This is a genomic window from Burkholderia sp. LMU1-1-1.1 (assembly GCF_040675865.1).
GTDB lineage: Bacteria > Pseudomonadota > Gammaproteobacteria > Burkholderiales > Burkholderiaceae_D > Rugamonas.
The window spans coordinates 460,249-474,676 of record NZ_JBEGHG010000023.1 but is presented as its reverse complement, the minus strand read 5'-3'; the positions used below and the strand labels follow the sequence as shown (position 1 = coordinate 474,676).

The following is a 14,428-nucleotide window of genomic DNA, read 5'->3' as shown; positions in this document are numbered from 1 at the left end:
GATGCCGATGACTGTATTGACGGCGGCGTTGACGCTGCTGTATCCGTTGGCGATCTGGCTGGGACATGGACAAGTGGAGCCGCGCTGGCTGGCCGGCTTGCTGCTGCTGGCGGTGGCCACGCGCCTGCCCGCGCTGAAGTTGAGCGGTGTCGCGCGCTGGTCGGTCGCGGGCGGCCTGGTGTTGGTCGCCTGCGCGATCTGGAGCAACCTGCTGCTGCCGTTGAAGCTTTACCCGGTGCTGGTGAGCGCCGCGCTGCTGGCGGGCTTCGCCTGGAGCCTGACGACGCCGATGTCCGCCGTCGAGCGCATGGCGCGCCTGCGCGGCGAGGACTTTCCGCCGCCGGCGCAAGCGTATATGCGCTCGGTCACGCAGGTGTGGTGCGTCTTTTTCGTGATCAACGGCGTGATCGCGCTGGCGACCGCGCTGTGGGCCTCCGAGGCCGTGTGGTCGCTGTACACGGGCGTGATTTCGTACGCCCTGATGGCGATCCTGTTCGGCGCCGAGTATCTGGTGCGGATGCGTTTCAAGCGGCTGCACCATGTCTGACCGCATCGAGCATTTGTTCGCCGCGATGCGCGCGCGGCCGGCCGCCGGCATCGTCGGCTGGCTGGCGGGCGAGGGCGTCACCAATGAACAGTTCCTGGCGCGCGCGCGCGCGTGGCACGCGCTGCTGCGCGGCCGCCAGGGGCGCGACTACGCGCTGTACCTGGAAGACAGCATCGAATTCGGCGCTGCCCTGCTGGGCGCCTGGCACGCCGGTAAAACCATCTGGCTGAGCGCCGATACGCTGGAGGCCACGTGCGCCTCGCTGCGCGCCTCGGTCGACGGCTTCCTCGGCGAGTTCCCGGCGCAGCTGGAGCCGTTGCGGCCATCGCCGCTTGCGGACGACGGCGGCGACATGGGCGGCGCGCTCGATCCCAACCTCCCCGCGTTGGTGGTGTTCACCTCCGGCAGCACCGGCGCCGCCCAGGCGATTCCGAAGAAACTGTCGCAAATGGCGAACGAGGTCGAAACGCTCGATCTGCTGTTCGGCGCGGCGGCGGGCGATGCGGCAATCCTGGCGACGGTGTCGCACCAGCACATCTACGGCCTGCTGTTCAAGGTCCTGTGGCCGCTGACGTCCGGCCGCGCCATCCACGCCCTCAGCATCGCCTTCCCGGAGGCGTTGGCGCCTGCGATGGCGGCCGGCCCGTGCGTGCTGGTCGCCAGCCCGGCGCATCTGAAGCGCTTGCCGGATCACCTGGATTGGCGCGGGGCCAGGCATATGCTGCGCGGCGTCTTCTCCTCCGGCGGTCCGCTGGCGCCGGAGACCGCGTTCGCGATGGGCGGGCTGCTGGGCAAGGTTCCGGTGGAAGTCTATGGCAGCTCGGAGACCGGCGGCGTGGCCTGGCGCCAGCGCAGCGCCGGCGCCGATGATTCCTGGCTGCCGTTTCCGACGGTGGCATGGCGCCTCGGCGAGGACGACGGACTGGAAGTGCGCTCGCCGCACCTGCCCGACGACGAGTGGCTGGCCCTGGCCGACCGCGCCGAACGGGCCACCCGCGACGGCGAGCCGCGCTTCCTGTTGCGTGGACGCAGCGACCGCATCGTTAAAATCGAGGAAAAACGCATCTCGCTGAGCGCCATGGAGGCGACGCTGACCGGCACCGGTCTGGCAGCCGAGGCGCGCGTCGTCCTGTGCGATCCGGGCGCCGGCGAACGCCAGCGGGTAGCCGCCTTCGTCGTGCCCACCGCCGCCGGCCGCGCGCTGCTGGCGGCCGGCGGCAAGACCGCGCTTAACGCCCGCTTGCGCACCGCGCTCACGGCGACGGTGGAACTGGTGGCCTTGCCGCGCCGCTGGCGCTATCTGGACCAGATGCCCGCCAACGCGCAGGGCAAAACCACCATGGCGGCCTTGCTGGCGCTGCTGGACAAGGATGACGCGAGCACGGGTGCGGCTGGCGCCGGCGTCGACAATCGTCCGCGCCTGCCGCGCGTGCGCGAGCTGGAACGCACGGGCGACCGCGTGCTGCTGGAAGTGACGGCGCCGTCGAACCTCTATTATTTCGACGGCCACTTCGACGTCGCGCCTATCCTGCCGGGTGTCGTGCAGGTCGACTGGGCGATCCATTACGGCCGCCAGTACTTTCCTTTGCCGGCCATCTTCAAGGGCATCAACGCGCTCAAGTTCCAACAGGTGATACAGCCGGCGCAGCCGGTGCGTCTTGAACTGCTGCATGACGCGGCCAAGGGCAGCCTGCAATTCCGCTACGCGTCCGACGCCGGACAGCACTCCAGCGGCCGCGTCGTGCTGCTGGCGGGGAGTGGTGATGTCTAAGCCGTCGCGGTTCAACCCTTGCATCGTGGTCCCGGTGTACAACCACGAACACGCCATCGGCGCGGTGCTGGCCGGCCTGCTGCGCCACGACACGCCATGCATGCTGGTCGACGACGGCAGCAGCGCGGCCTGCGCCGCCGTGCTGGACGCGCTGGCGCTGGCCAACCCGGACCGGGTGACGCTGGTGCGGCTGGCGGCAAACCAGGGCAAGGGCGCGGCGGTGCTCAGCGGATTTCGCCGCGCGGCGGAGCTGGGCTTCAGCCACGTGCTGCAAATCGACGCCGACGGCCAGCACCGGACCGACGACGTACCCAAGTTCCTTGAGCAAGCGCGCGTTCACCCGGATGCCATCATCGCCGGCCATCCGGTCTACGACGAATCGGTGCCGAAGGCGCGCCTGTACGGCCGCTACGCCACCCACATCTGGGTCTGGATCAATACGCTGTCGTTCGACATCAAGGATTCGATGTGCGGCTTCCGCGTCTATCCGGTGGCGCCGGTCAACGCGCTGGCGGCGCGCCACGCCATCGGCGTACGTATGAACTTCGACACCGACATCCTGGTGCGGCTGTTCTGGGACGGCCTGCAAGTGGTCAATTTTCCGACCCGCGTGTCCTATCCGGCGGACGGCGTGTCGCACTTCCGCGTCTGGCGCGACAATGTGCTGATCACGTGGATGCACACGGCGCTGTTCTTCGGCATGCTGCCGCGCATACCCAAGCTGCTGGCGCGGAAGTGGCGGACACCGTGAGCGCGCGCAGTCTGCACTGGGCCGCGATCAACGAAATCAGTTTTGTCGCCGGCATGCGTTTCCTGTTCTGGATCTGCCGCGTTTTCGGCCGCTGGCCGTTCCGCGTGGTGCTGTATCCGGTGCTGGCGTGGTACGTGCTCACCAAGCCGCTGCCGCGCGGCGCCTCGCGCGATTACCTGCGGCGCATGGAGCGTTTCAGCGGCCGCGCGCAGCCCGGCGTGATGCGCCACTTCGCCGCCTTCGGCGAGAGCATCCTGGACAAAATGCTGTTGTGGGGCGGCTTGTTCGACGTCGACAGCGTCGAGCTGCACGGCGGGGAGCTGATCACCGACGCCGTGGCGCAAGGGCGGGGCGGCCTGATGATCTGCGCCCACCTGGGTAATCTGGAGCTGTGCCGCGTGCTGTCGCGCCAGCGCCACGACATCAAGCTCACGGTGCTGGTGCACACCAAGCACGCCCAAGCCTTCAACGAGATGCTGGGCAACCTCAATCCCGCCAGCCAGCTCAATCTGATGCAGGTGACGGACATGTCGCCGGCCACCGCGATGCTGCTGTCCGAGCGCGTGGCGCGGGGCGAATTCGTCGTCATCGCCGGCGACCGCGTTCCCGTCTCGCACAATCCGCGCGTGGCGGTGGCGGACTTCCTCGGCGCGCCGGCCGCCTTCCCGGTCGGTCCTTATGTGTTGGCCAGTATTTTGCAATGCCCGGTTTACCTGCTGTTCTCGATGCGCCGGGGCGCGCGTTCGGACGTGTATTTCGAACGTTTCCGCGACGCCGTGCGCATCCCGCGCAAGGAGCGCGACGCCGCGCTGGCGCAGCTGGCCGGCGACTACGCCAAACGGCTGGAGCACCACTGCGTGCGGGCGCCGCTGCAATGGTTTAATTTTTACGATTTTTGGCATTTACCCGAATTGGAGCGTTCCGATGTACCCCGCTGACACAGCCCGACCGAATACCGCCGCGCGCACCGTGTGCTTCGATCAGCAGCGCCTGACGATCGAAGACATCGTCGATATCGCGCAAGGACGGGCCGCCGCCGCGCTGTCCGACGACCCCGCGTTCCGCGCCGCCATCGCGCGCGGCGCCGATTTCCTCGAGCGGTTGCTGCGCGAGGACGGCACCATCTATGGCGTCACCACCGGCTATGGCGACTCCTGCACCGTCACCGTGCCACCGGAACTGGTGGCCGAACTGCCGCACCACCTGTACACCTATCACGGCGTCGGCCTGGGCGAGTACTTCACGCCGCAGCAGACGCGCGCCATCCTTGCCTCGCGCCTGGCGTCGCTGAGCAAAGGCTATTCCGGCGTCAGCGTCGAACTGCTGCTGCAGATCACACGTCTGCTGGACGCAGGTCTGCTGCCGCTGATTCCGTCCGAGGGCTCGGTCGGCGCCAGCGGCGACCTGACCCCGCTGTCGTACCTGGCGGCGGTGCTGTGCGGCGAGCGCGAGGTGTGGCGCGACGGCGTGCAAGTGCCGGCCGCGCAGGCGCTGCGCGAAGCGGGCATCACGCCGCTGAAACTGCGTCCGAAGGAGGGGCTGGCGATCATGAACGGCACCGCCGTCATGACCGCGTTGGCCTGCATGGCTTACGACCGCGCCGACTATCTGGTCAAGCTGACCACCCGCATCACGGCGATGGCGTCGTTCGCGATGGACGGCAACGCCCACCACTTCGACGAGGTGCTGTTCTCGGTCAAGCCGCACGGGGGCATGCAGCAGGTGGCGGCATGGCTGCGCGGAGACCTGCCGACCGACCAGTGGGAACGCAACGGCAAGCGCCTGCAGGACCGCTACTCGATCCGCTGCGCGCCGCACGTGATCGGCGTGCTGGCCGACGCGATGCCGTTCTTCCGCACCTCGATCGAGAATGAACTCAATAGCGCCAACGACAATCCGTTGATCGACGCCGAGAACGAACGTGTGCTGCATGGCGGCCATTTTTACGGCGGCCATATCGCCTTCGCCATGGACGGCATGAAGAACGCCGTCGCCAACCTGGCCGACCTGCTGGACCGCCAGATGGCGCTGCTGGTCGACAGCCGCTACAACCACGGCCTGCCTGCCAACCTGTCCGGCGCCACCGGCCCGCGCGCGGCGATCAACCACGGCCTCAAGGCGCTGCAGATCAGCGCCTCGGCGTGGACCGCCGAAGCGCTCAAGCTGACCATGCCGGCGTCGGTGTTCTCGCGTTCGACCGAATGCCACAACCAGGACAAGGTCAGCATGGGCACCATCGCCGCGCGCGACTGCCTGCGCGTGCTGGAATTGACGGAGCAGGTGGTCGCCGCGCTGCTGATCACCGTGCGCCAGGGTGTCTGGCTGCGCTGCCAGGCCAGCCCCGAGCTGCGGCCGCACGCCGCGCTGGCGGTGATGCAGGAGGCGCTGGCCGCCGATATCAAGGCGGTCGAGGAAGACCGCCGCCTGGAACCGGACCTGCGCCTGCTGCTGGAGAGGATCCGCGCCAAGTCATGGAATCTGTATGCGTAAGGCCAAGGAAAGCCGCTGGTTCGCGGAAGTCGAGATGCAGGTGCAGTTCTTCGACCTGGACCCGATGGAAATCGTCTGGCACGGCCGCTACGTCAAGTACCTGGAAGTCGTGCGCTGCGCTTTGCTGGACAAGATAGACTACAACTACCCGCAGATGAAGGCCTCGGGCTATGCGTGGCCGGTGATCGACATGCAGTTGCGTTACGTCGGCTCGGCAACCTTCGGCCAGAAGCTCAAGCTGCGCGCCGATATCGTCGAATGGGAAAACCGTTTGAAGATCGATTATCTGATCACCGACGCGGAAACCGGCAAGCGTCTCAACCGCGCCACCACCACCATGGTCGCCGTCGATATCGCCACCAAGGAGATGTGCTTCGTGTCGCCGCCGGTGCTGTTCGAAAAACTGGGAATCGAGCCTGTATGAATAAAGTGAAAACCGTTTTGCTGGCGGCCGCGCTGGCGATGTTCAATCCCGCGCAGGCCGCCGCGCCGGTCGCGAAGATCCAGGCCATGCTGGCCAAGCCGCCCATCATGTGCGGCCGCTTCGACCAAACCAAGCAGCTGGCCGGCATGAAAAAGCCGCTCGCCTCCAACGGCCGCTTTTGCGTCGTCGCCGGCAAGGGCGTGATGTGGCGCACCTTGCAGCCTTTCCCGAGCACCTTGCGGCTGACGCGCGATGAAATCGTCAACTACCAGGGCGACCGCGTCGCCATGCGCCTGGACGCCAAAACCGAGCCGACCGTCCGCATGATCAACAACGTGCTGTTCTCGCTGCTGTCCGGCGACCTGGGACAACTCGAATCGCTGTTCGAAGTCGATGGCACGGTCGACGCCACCAGCTGGAACGTCGCGCTCAAGGCGCGCCAGGCGGCGCTGGAAAAGGCCATCGGCACCATCAAGCTCGATGGCGGCGCCTACGTCAAGAACATCGTCATGAGCGAGGCGGGCGGCGACAAGACCAGCATCGTCTTCTCCGCCATCCAGACCGGCGAGACGGCGATGACCAAGGAAGAGGCGGCGCTGTTTTGACGCGTACACGACAACTCGCGCTGCTATGGGCGGTGGTGGTGTGCCTGCTGCTTGGGCATAACGCCTATCTGTGGCTGGTGCAGCGCATCGTACCCAACACCGACATCATGGCGCTGTTGCCGGTGCAGGAGCGCGACCCGGTGCTGCAGCAGTCGTTTTCGCACATGGTGGACGCCGCGCAGCAGCGCGTGATCGTGCTGGTCGGCGCCGCCGACTGGGAGGACGCCAAGCGCGCGGCCGACGCCTACAATGCCGTCCTGGCGCCGCGCAAGGACTTGTTCGAGGCCACACGGATCGACGACAAAACGCAGGGCGACTGGCTGTCGCTGTTCCAGCGCCATAGCCTGACTTTGCTGACGGCGCAGCAGGAGGCGCAGTTACGCGCGCAGCCGTCGCAGTTCTGGCTAGAGACGGCGTTGAGCAAATTATATAGCCCCTTCGGCGGACCGAAACTGGGCTCGTGGCAGCAGGATCCTTTCGGCCTGTTCGCCGGCTGGGTGCAGGAGCGCGCGCAGGAGACGCCGGTGCGCCCGCGCGACGGCCATCTGTTCGTCGCCGGCGCGGGGCGCCAATACGCGCTGCTGCCATTGACGCTCAAGGTGCCCGCGCTGTCGATGACCGCGCAGGAGACCGTGCTGCCGTTGCTCAAGCAGGCCGCCGACGCCGCCCGCAAGGCCGCGCCGCAGATGGAGCTGATCCAGGCGGGCGTGATCCTTCACGCCGCCGAAGCCAGCGCGCAGGCCAGCGGCGAGGTGTCGACCATCGGCATCGGCTCGCTGCTGGGCATCATCCTGCTGATGTGGTTTGCCTTCCATTCGTTCAAGCCCATTTCGCTGATCATGCTGTCGATCGGCATCGGCTTCCTCGGCGCCTTGTCGGTGTGCTGGCTGATGTTCGGCCAGATCCATTTACTGACGCTGGTGTTCGGCGCCAGCCTGATAGGCGTGGCGCAGGATTACGGCATCTACTTCCTGTCCAACCGCTTGTCGGCCGACGAAAAACTCGACTCGCCGGCTTTGTTGAAACGCCTGCTGCCGGGACTTGGACTGACCTTGCTGGCGGCGGTGATCGGCTACATGGGATTGGCGTTGACGCCGTTCCCCGGCTTGCGCCAGATGGCGGTATTCTCGGCGCTTGGCCTGGTCTTCGCCTGGTTGACGGTGGTGTTCTGGTTCCCGGCGCTGATCGGCGGCCGCTCGCTCAAGGCCGGCGCCCTGGTGCGCGTGTACGGCGGCGCGTTGCGGCGCTGGCCTTTGCTGCGCCTGAACCGCGCCACCCTCGGGGCGGCGGTGGTTTTCGTGCTGGCGGCGGGCTACGGCATCAGCCGCCTGGGCGCCAACGATGACATCCGCCTGCTGCAAAATCCACCCAAGCACCTGATCGACGATCAGATCAAGTTGAGTAAGCTGACCGACGCGCCGACGCCGGTGCAGTACTTCCTGGTGCGCGGCGCCTCCGCCGAAGAGGTGCTGCAACGCGAGGAGGCGCTCAAGGCGAAGCTGGACAAGTTGATCGCCGGCGGCGGCTTCACAGGCTATCAGGCGGTGTCGAACTGGGTGCCGTCGGCGCGCGCGCAGGCCGCGCGCCGCGCGCTGATCGAACAGAAGCTGTTGGGCGACGACGGCCCGCTGCGAGGATTGGCCGAACAGACGGGCGAGGACGCGCGGTGGATCGCCGCCACCCGCGCCGGATTGCTGGCGGCCGGCACGCCGCTGACGCCGGAGGATTTCCTGAAGTCGCCGGCCAGCGAGCCGTCGCGCCACCTGTGGCTGGGCCAGACCGGCGGCGTCCACGCCAGCATCGTCGCGCTGCGCGGCCTTGGCAGGGCGGCGGTGCCGGAAGTGATGCGGGCGGCCGACGGCTTGCAGGGCGTGCAGTGGGTCGACAAGGTGGCGGAGATTTCCTCGGTGCTGGGACGCTACCGCGAGAACATGAGCTGGGTGGTGCTGGGCGCTTACGCGCTGGTGTTTGCGCTGCTGTTCCCGCGCTATCGCGGCCGCACCTGGCGTGTGCTGGCGCCGACCGCGCTGGCCAGCGTCGCGACCCTGGCGATCCTGGGCTTCGCCTCGCAAAATCTGCAGCTGTTCCATGTGCTGGCCCTGTTGTTGTTGCTGGGCGTGGGCGTCGACTACGGCATCTTCATGCAGGAGCGGCCCGACAATCGCGGCAACGCGGCATGGATGGCGGTCGGAATGTCGGCATCGAGTACGTTTTTGTCGTTCGGGCTACTGGGCTTGAGCAAAACCCCGGCGTTGCAGGCCTTCGGCCTGACCATGCTGCTGGGGATCGCGCTGGCCTGGCTGATCGTTCCCTGTTTTGGCACCATCAAAGAAAGCAAGTATGACTGACGCACTGACTATCGAAACCGTGGAAATTCTGATCGTCGGCGCCGGCCCGGCCGGTTCCGTCGCCGCCGCGCTGCTGCGCCAGCAGGGGCGCCAGGTGCTGGTGATCGAGCGCGAGGAATTTCCACGCTTCTCGATCGGCGAAAGCCTGCTGCCGCAAAGTATGGCCTATCTCGAACAGGCGGGCATGCTGCGGGCGGTGGTGGAGGCGGGCTTCCAGTTCAAGAACGGCGCCGCGTTCATGCGTGACGGCCAGTATACCGACTTCGATTTCCGCGACAAACATTCGGAAGGCTGGGGCACCACCTACCAAGTGCAGCGTGCCCACTTCGATCATATCCTGGCGAAGGAGGCGGCGCGCTTCGGCGCCGAAGTGCGCCACCGCCACGAGGTGCTCAACATCGAACTGGGTGTCGATGGCGCGCCGGCGCTGGTGACCGTCAAGAATCCGGACGGGGAACAGTATCAGGTTCGCGCGGGTTTCATTCTGGACGCCAGCGGCTTTGGCCGCATTCTGCCGCGTATTCTGAAACTGGAGACGCCGTCCAACTTCCCGGTGCGCGGCGCCATCTTCACGCATGTCGAAGACGGCATACGCGGGGGCTTCGACCGCAACAAGATTCGCGTGACGGTGCATCCGAAACACGACGACGTCTGGTTCTGGACCATTCCGTTCGCCGGCGGCCGCTGCTCGCAGGGCGTGGTGGCCGAGACCAGCTTCCTGGACCGCTACGAAGGCACGCCGACCGAGCGGCTGCAGGCCATCCTGGCGGAGGACCCGTCGCTGAGCGCCTTGCTGGCCGACGCCAAGTGGGACACGCCGGCGCGCCAGATCGTCGGCTATTCCGCCAACGTGGAAAAACTGTGGGGGCCGGGCTACGCGCTGCTGGGCAACGCCGGCGAGTTCCTCGATCCGGTGTTCTCGTCGGGCGTGACCATCGCCTTCAAGTCGGCCAGCCTGGCCGCCGCGGCGCTGCAGCGCCAGTTCGCCGGCGAGGCGGTCGACTGGCAGGCCGACTTCGGCGCGCCGCTGCGCAAGGGCGTGGACACGTTCCGCGTCTTTGTCGAGTCGTGGTATGCGGGCGGCTTCCAGAAAGTGATCTTCCACCAGAACCAGCAGCCCGAGGTCAAGCGCATGATCTCCGCCATCCTGGCCGGTTACGCCTGGGATCTGAGTAATCCGTACGTCAAGGAGACGCCGCGCAGGCTCGCCGCCCTGGAGGCCCTATGCACGCCGCAATGATCTGGCACGGGATTCGCCAAGGTCGGCATCTGGCGGTGCTGGCCATCTTTGCGTTGATGGCCGGCTGCGCCACCGCGCCCCCGCCGCAGGCGCGCTTGGGCCTGAAGCTGCCGCCGGCCGCGCTGGGGACGTCGATCAGTGTCCAGCAGCATTTGAAGGTGGAGCGGGCCGGCCGCACCGACGATCTGGATGTGGCGTTGCAGGTGGAACCGGACGCGATCGACGTGGTTGGCCTGGCGTTCGGCCAGCGGGTACTGACCATGCGCTACGACGGCAAGGAACTGACCTCCTGGCGCCACATGATGCTGCCCTCGCAAGTGCGTCCCGAGGACGTGTTGGAGGACATGCAACTGACCCTGTGGCCGGCCGAATCGATCGCCACCGCGCTGCCTGCGGGCTGGCGCATCGCCGAGCAGGAGTTGACGCGCACCTTGTATCTGGAAAATGAGCCTATCATGCGGATTGTCTATAGCGGCAAGCCGCGCTGGAGCGGCACCGTGGTGTTGGAGAATCTGCGTTATCGCTATAAGCTGACGATAGAGTTCGCGCAGGAAGGCCAATGAGCCCACTGAGCGCAGCTACACTGACCGAGACGGAAGCATGTTGAATTTTTATCTGAACGCTTGCGGTATCATCTGCGCGCTTGGCGACAGCCATGCGCAGGTCAAGGCGCGTCTGTACGCCGGCGAGAGCGGCGTGGCGATGACAGGCGACTGGTCGCCGGGCCGCGAGCTGCCGCTGGGCCGCGTGCTTACCGCGCTGCCGTCGGTCGATCATTTACCCGCGCGTAAGCGCAGCCGCAACAATGCGCTGGCGCTGGCCGCGCTGGCGCAGATCCGGCCGGCCGTGGAGGCGGCGGTCGCGCGCTACGGCGCCGATCGTGTCGGTGTGGTGATCGGCACCAGCACCTCCGGCATCGGCGAGACCGAGGAGGCGATACGCGACTACTGCGCCGATGGCGTCCTGCCGCCGCACTTCGTCTACGATCCACAGGAAATGGGTTCGCCCGCCGTCATGCTGGCGCATGAACTGGGCCTGGCCGGCCCCGCCTACGTGCATTCGAGCGCCTGTTCGTCGAGCGCCAAGGCGATGGCCAGCGCGGCGCGCCTGATCAAGATGGGACTATGCGACGCCGTGCTCACCGGCGGCGTCGATTCGCTGTGCACTTTCACGGTGGCCGGTTTCGCATCATTGGAATCGGTCAGCAACGAACAGTGCAACCCGATGAGCGTCAACCGCCATGGCATCAACATCGGCGAGGCCGGCGCGCTGTTCCTGATGAGTGCCGATGCCGGCGATGCCGGGGAGGCCGGCGCGGTGGCCTTGCTGGGCTGGGGCGAGTCGTCGGACGGCCATCACATGTCGGCGCCCGATCCGGCCGGCGTGGGCGCGCGGCTGGCGATGACGCAGGCGCTGGAACGCGCCGGCATCGACGCCGCGCAGATCGATTACGTCAACATGCACGGCACGGCGACGCCGCAAAACGACGCGATGGAGTCGCGTGTGATCGAGTCGCTGTTCGGCCTTGAAGTGCCGGTCAGCTCGACCAAGCCGTTCACCGGCCATACCCTGGGCGCGGCTGCGGCGCTTGAAGCGGCGCTGTGCTGGCTGGCGATGCAGGACGATAATCCGCAGGGCAGGCTGCCGCCGCATCTGTGGGACGGCGCCGCCGATCCCGCCCTGCCGGCGCTCAACCTGGTGCCGCCCGGCGCGGCGCTTGGCCGTCCCTTGCGCCGTGTGCTGAGCAGCTCTTTTGCTTTCGGCGGCTCCAACGCGGCGCTGGTGCTGGGGAGGGCGGCATGATGGCGGGCGCGATGCCCGACGTCGCTACGCTGGTGCCGCATTCCGGCCAGATGGTGCTGCTCGAACGCGTGGTCAGCGCCGACGAGGACAATCTGTGCGCGGAGGTGCGCATCCATGCCGGCAGCGTGCTGGCGACCGAACAGGGCGTGGGCTCGTGGGTCGGCATCGAATACATGGCGCAGGCGATCGCCGCGCACGCGGGCTGGCTGGCGCGGCAACGCGGCGACGCCGTCAAGGTCGGATTCCTGCTTGGCTCGCGAAAGTACGATGCCAGCGTGCCGTATTTCGCGCCCGGCAGCGTGCTGCTGGTGCATGTGCACCGCGTGCTGCAGGCGGAGAATGGCCTGGGCGCCTTCGATTGCCGGATCGTGTCGGCCGGTGCCGATGCCGGTGCCGCCAGCCTGGCCACGGCGACGGTGACTGTTTTCCAGCCCGATAATGTCAATCAATTTCTCAAAGATGGAAACGTAGCATGAATCAGAACAAGTCCATGAGCGTGCTGGTGACGGGATCTTCCCGCGGTATCGGCAAGGCGATCGCGCTGCGCCTGGCGCGCGACGGTTACGACGTGGTGCTCCACTGCCGCAGCCAGCGCGCCGAAGCCGACGCGGTGGCGCAGGAGATCGAGCGGATGGGCCGCGCCGCGCGCGTGCTGCAGTTCGACATCGGCGACCGCACCGCCACCGCCGCCGCGCTGGAGGCGGACATCGAACAACACGGCTGCTACTACGGCGTGGTGTGCAACGCCGGCGTGGCCCGCGACAACGCCTTCCCGGCCATGTCCGGCGAGGACTGGGACATCGTGCTGCAAACGAACCTGGACGGTTTCTACAACGTCCTCAATCCGTTGGTGATGCCGCTGGTGCAGCGGCGCAAGCCGGGCCGCATCGTCACCCTGGCATCGGTGTCGGGCCTGATCGGCAATCGCGGCCAGGTCAATTACAGCGCGGCCAAGGCGGGCATCATCGGCGCCACCAAGGCGCTGGCGCTGGAGCTGGCCAAGCGCGCCATCACCGTCAACTGCGTCGCGCCCGGCTTGATCGAGACCGATATGATCGGCGACGTGCCGATGGAGGAGGCGCTCAAGCTGATACCGGCTCGCCGCGTCGGCAAACCGGAGGAGGTGGCGGCCGCCGTCAGCTTCCTGATCGGCGAGGAGGCGGGCTACATCACGCGCCAGGTCATCTCCGTCAATGGCGGGTTGGCATGAGCCGCCGCGTCGCCGTTACCGGCATGGCAGGCATCAGCCCGATCGGCAACGACTGGGCCGCCGTTCGCCAGCGCCTGGGCGAGTTCCGCAACGCCGTCGTGCACATGGACGACTGGTCCGATTACGAAGGCTTGAACACGCGCCTCGGCGCGCCGGCCGCACCGTTCGAACTGACCGAGCGCTATAACCGCAAGGCCATCCGCAGCATGGGCCGCGTGGCGCTGATGGCGACGCGCGCCACCGAGCTGGCGCTGGCCGACGCCGGCCTGCTCGATCATCCGCTGCTCAAGGGCGGCGACCTGGGGGTGTCGTTCGGCTCCTCGGCCGGCACGCCGAGCGCCATCGGCGACTTCGGCCGCATGATGGAGGAGCGCACCACCAAGGGCATCAACGCCACCACCTACATCAAGATGATGTCGCACACGGCGCCGGTCAACATCGGCGTCTTCTTCGGCATCACCGGACGCGTGATCACCACCTCCAGCGCCTGCACCTCCGGCAGCCAGGGTATCGGCTACGCCTACGAGGCTATCCGCGCCGGCAAGCAAGTGGCGATGGTGGCCGGCGGCGCCGAGGAGCTGTGCGCGACCGAGGCGGCGGTGTTCGACACGCTGTTCGCCACCAGCACCCGCAACGACGCCGGCCACACGACACCGCGTCCGTTCGACGCCGGCCGCGACGGCCTGGTGATCGGCGAAGGCGCCGGCTGCCTGATACTCGAGGATATGGACCATGCGCAGGCGCGCGGCGCGGCGATCCACGCTGAACTGGTGGGCTTCGGGACCAACAGCGACGGCTGCCACGTTACGCAGCCGAATGCGGCGACGATGCAAAAGGCGATGCAACTTGCGCTGAGCGACGCCGGCTTGCAGCCGTCGGACATCGGTTACATCAACGCCCACGGCACCGGCACGCAGCAGGGCGACATCGCCGAATCGCAGGCGACGCTGGCGGTGTTCGGCGACAGGACGCCGATCAGTTCACTGAAAAGCTATATGGGCCACACCCTGGGCGCGTGCGGCGCGCTGGAGGCGTGGATCAGCATCGAGATGATGCGCGAGGGCTGGTTCGCCCCCACCATCAACCTGGAACAGGTCGACGCCGAGTGCGCGCGGCTCGACTACATCGCCGGCGAAGGGCGCGCGCTGCAATGCGAGTACGTGATGTCGAATAACTTCGCCTTCGGCGGCATCAACACTTCTCTGATTTTTAAACGTTACGTTAAATAGGAAGACGACA

General features: G+C 67.0%; 14 protein-coding genes. All 14 read left to right on the top strand.

All coding sequences use genetic code 11. The features are described from left to right. The first annotated feature begins 1 nt into the window (after position 1). Genes MRBLMU1_RS20440 through MRBLMU1_RS20375 form a run of 14 tightly spaced genes read left to right on the top strand, consistent with a single transcriptional unit; the run spans position 2 to position 14,418 of the window. Complete coding sequence (locus MRBLMU1_RS20440; protein ID WP_363504895.1) at positions 2-547, top strand: hypothetical protein; 546 nt, start codon at positions 2-4, stop codon at positions 545-547. Beyond that, positions 540-2,318: an AMP-binding protein gene (locus MRBLMU1_RS20435; RefSeq protein WP_363504892.1), complete on the top strand. Its 1,779-nt coding sequence runs from the start codon at positions 540-542 to the stop codon at positions 2,316-2,318. Before MRBLMU1_RS20440 ends, MRBLMU1_RS20435 begins: the two co-directional genes overlap by 8 nt. Next, complete coding sequence (locus MRBLMU1_RS20430) at positions 2,311-3,069, top strand: glycosyltransferase family 2 protein (RefSeq protein ID WP_363504889.1); 759 nt, start codon at positions 2,311-2,313, stop codon at positions 3,067-3,069. Before MRBLMU1_RS20435 ends, MRBLMU1_RS20430 begins: the two co-directional genes overlap by 8 nt. Then, the gene (locus MRBLMU1_RS20425) at positions 3,066-4,007 is read left to right on the top strand and encodes an acyltransferase (RefSeq protein ID WP_363504886.1); all 942 of its coding nucleotides are present in this window, start codon (positions 3,066-3,068) and stop codon (positions 4,005-4,007) included. Before MRBLMU1_RS20430 ends, MRBLMU1_RS20425 begins: the two co-directional genes overlap by 4 nt. Then, positions 3,994-5,559 carry an HAL/PAL/TAL family ammonia-lyase gene (locus tag MRBLMU1_RS20420; RefSeq protein ID WP_363504883.1) on the top strand — a complete coding sequence of 522 codons (1,566 nt, stop codon included), beginning with the start codon at positions 3,994-3,996 and terminating at the stop codon, positions 5,557-5,559. The genes MRBLMU1_RS20425 and MRBLMU1_RS20420 overlap by 14 nt, the downstream gene beginning before the upstream one ends. Beyond that, on the top strand, positions 5,552-5,983 hold the full coding sequence (locus tag MRBLMU1_RS20415) for an acyl-CoA thioesterase (RefSeq protein ID WP_363504880.1): 432 nt from the start codon (positions 5,552-5,554) through the stop codon (positions 5,981-5,983). Before MRBLMU1_RS20420 ends, MRBLMU1_RS20415 begins: the two co-directional genes overlap by 8 nt. Next, complete coding sequence (locus MRBLMU1_RS20410) at positions 5,980-6,588, top strand: outer membrane lipoprotein carrier protein LolA (protein ID WP_363504877.1); 609 nt, start codon at positions 5,980-5,982, stop codon at positions 6,586-6,588. Before MRBLMU1_RS20415 ends, MRBLMU1_RS20410 begins: the two co-directional genes overlap by 4 nt. Continuing rightward, the gene (locus tag MRBLMU1_RS20405) at positions 6,585-8,936 is read left to right on the top strand and encodes an MMPL family transporter (RefSeq protein WP_363504874.1); all 2,352 of its coding nucleotides are present in this window, start codon (positions 6,585-6,587) and stop codon (positions 8,934-8,936) included. The genes MRBLMU1_RS20410 and MRBLMU1_RS20405 overlap by 4 nt, the downstream gene beginning before the upstream one ends. Next, a complete protein-coding gene (locus tag MRBLMU1_RS20400; protein WP_414646097.1) occupies positions 8,929-10,176 on the top strand; it encodes an NAD(P)/FAD-dependent oxidoreductase in 1,248 nt (415 codons plus the stop codon). The genes MRBLMU1_RS20405 and MRBLMU1_RS20400 overlap by 8 nt, the downstream gene beginning before the upstream one ends. Further along, complete coding sequence (locus MRBLMU1_RS20395; protein WP_363504871.1) at positions 10,161-10,739, top strand: DUF3261 domain-containing protein; 579 nt, start codon at positions 10,161-10,163, stop codon at positions 10,737-10,739. Before MRBLMU1_RS20400 ends, MRBLMU1_RS20395 begins: the two co-directional genes overlap by 16 nt. A 37-nt stretch (positions 10,740-10,776) precedes the next feature. Beyond that, complete coding sequence (locus MRBLMU1_RS20390; RefSeq protein WP_363504868.1) at positions 10,777-11,979, top strand: beta-ketoacyl-ACP synthase; 1,203 nt, start codon at positions 10,777-10,779, stop codon at positions 11,977-11,979. After that, entirely contained in the window at positions 11,976-12,455 is a 480-nt protein-coding gene (locus MRBLMU1_RS20385; protein WP_363504866.1) for a hotdog family protein, read from the top strand. The genes MRBLMU1_RS20390 and MRBLMU1_RS20385 overlap by 4 nt, the downstream gene beginning before the upstream one ends. After that, positions 12,452-13,189, top strand: coding sequence for a 3-oxoacyl-ACP reductase FabG (gene fabG, locus MRBLMU1_RS20380; RefSeq protein WP_363504863.1), 738 nt, complete (start codon positions 12,452-12,454; stop codon positions 13,187-13,189). Before MRBLMU1_RS20385 ends, fabG begins: the two co-directional genes overlap by 4 nt. After that, positions 13,186-14,418, top strand: coding sequence for a beta-ketoacyl-ACP synthase (locus MRBLMU1_RS20375; protein ID WP_363504860.1), 1,233 nt, complete (start codon positions 13,186-13,188; stop codon positions 14,416-14,418). The genes fabG and MRBLMU1_RS20375 overlap by 4 nt, the downstream gene beginning before the upstream one ends. The last annotated feature ends 10 nt before the right edge of the window (positions 14,419-14,428 follow it).

Excerpts from the sequence above, each read along its gene's own strand:
- MRBLMU1_RS20400 (WP_414646097.1), top strand. The coding sequence starts at position 8,929 with ATGACTGACGCACTGACTATCGAAACCGTGGAAATTCTGATCGTCGGC.
- MRBLMU1_RS20395 (WP_363504871.1), top strand. The coding sequence starts at position 10,161 with ATGCACGCCGCAATGATCTGGCACGGGATTCGCCAAGGTCGGCATCTG.
- MRBLMU1_RS20440 (WP_363504895.1), top strand. The coding sequence starts at position 2 with ATGCCGATGACTGTATTGACGGCGGCGTTGACGCTGCTGTATCCGTTG.
- MRBLMU1_RS20390 (WP_363504868.1), top strand. The coding sequence starts at position 10,777 with ATGTTGAATTTTTATCTGAACGCTTGCGGTATCATCTGCGCGCTTGGC.
- MRBLMU1_RS20415 (WP_363504880.1), top strand. The coding sequence starts at position 5,552 with ATGCGTAAGGCCAAGGAAAGCCGCTGGTTCGCGGAAGTCGAGATGCAG.
- fabG (WP_363504863.1), top strand. The coding sequence starts at position 12,452 with ATGAATCAGAACAAGTCCATGAGCGTGCTGGTGACGGGATCTTCCCGC.
- MRBLMU1_RS20410 (WP_363504877.1), top strand. The coding sequence starts at position 5,980 with ATGAATAAAGTGAAAACCGTTTTGCTGGCGGCCGCGCTGGCGATGTTC.
- MRBLMU1_RS20435 (WP_363504892.1), top strand. The coding sequence starts at position 540 with ATGTCTGACCGCATCGAGCATTTGTTCGCCGCGATGCGCGCGCGGCCG.
- MRBLMU1_RS20385 (WP_363504866.1), top strand. The coding sequence starts at position 11,976 with ATGATGGCGGGCGCGATGCCCGACGTCGCTACGCTGGTGCCGCATTCC.
- MRBLMU1_RS20430 (WP_363504889.1), top strand. The coding sequence starts at position 2,311 with ATGTCTAAGCCGTCGCGGTTCAACCCTTGCATCGTGGTCCCGGTGTAC.
- MRBLMU1_RS20375 (WP_363504860.1), top strand. The coding sequence starts at position 13,186 with ATGAGCCGCCGCGTCGCCGTTACCGGCATGGCAGGCATCAGCCCGATC.
- MRBLMU1_RS20420 (WP_363504883.1), top strand. The coding sequence starts at position 3,994 with ATGTACCCCGCTGACACAGCCCGACCGAATACCGCCGCGCGCACCGTG.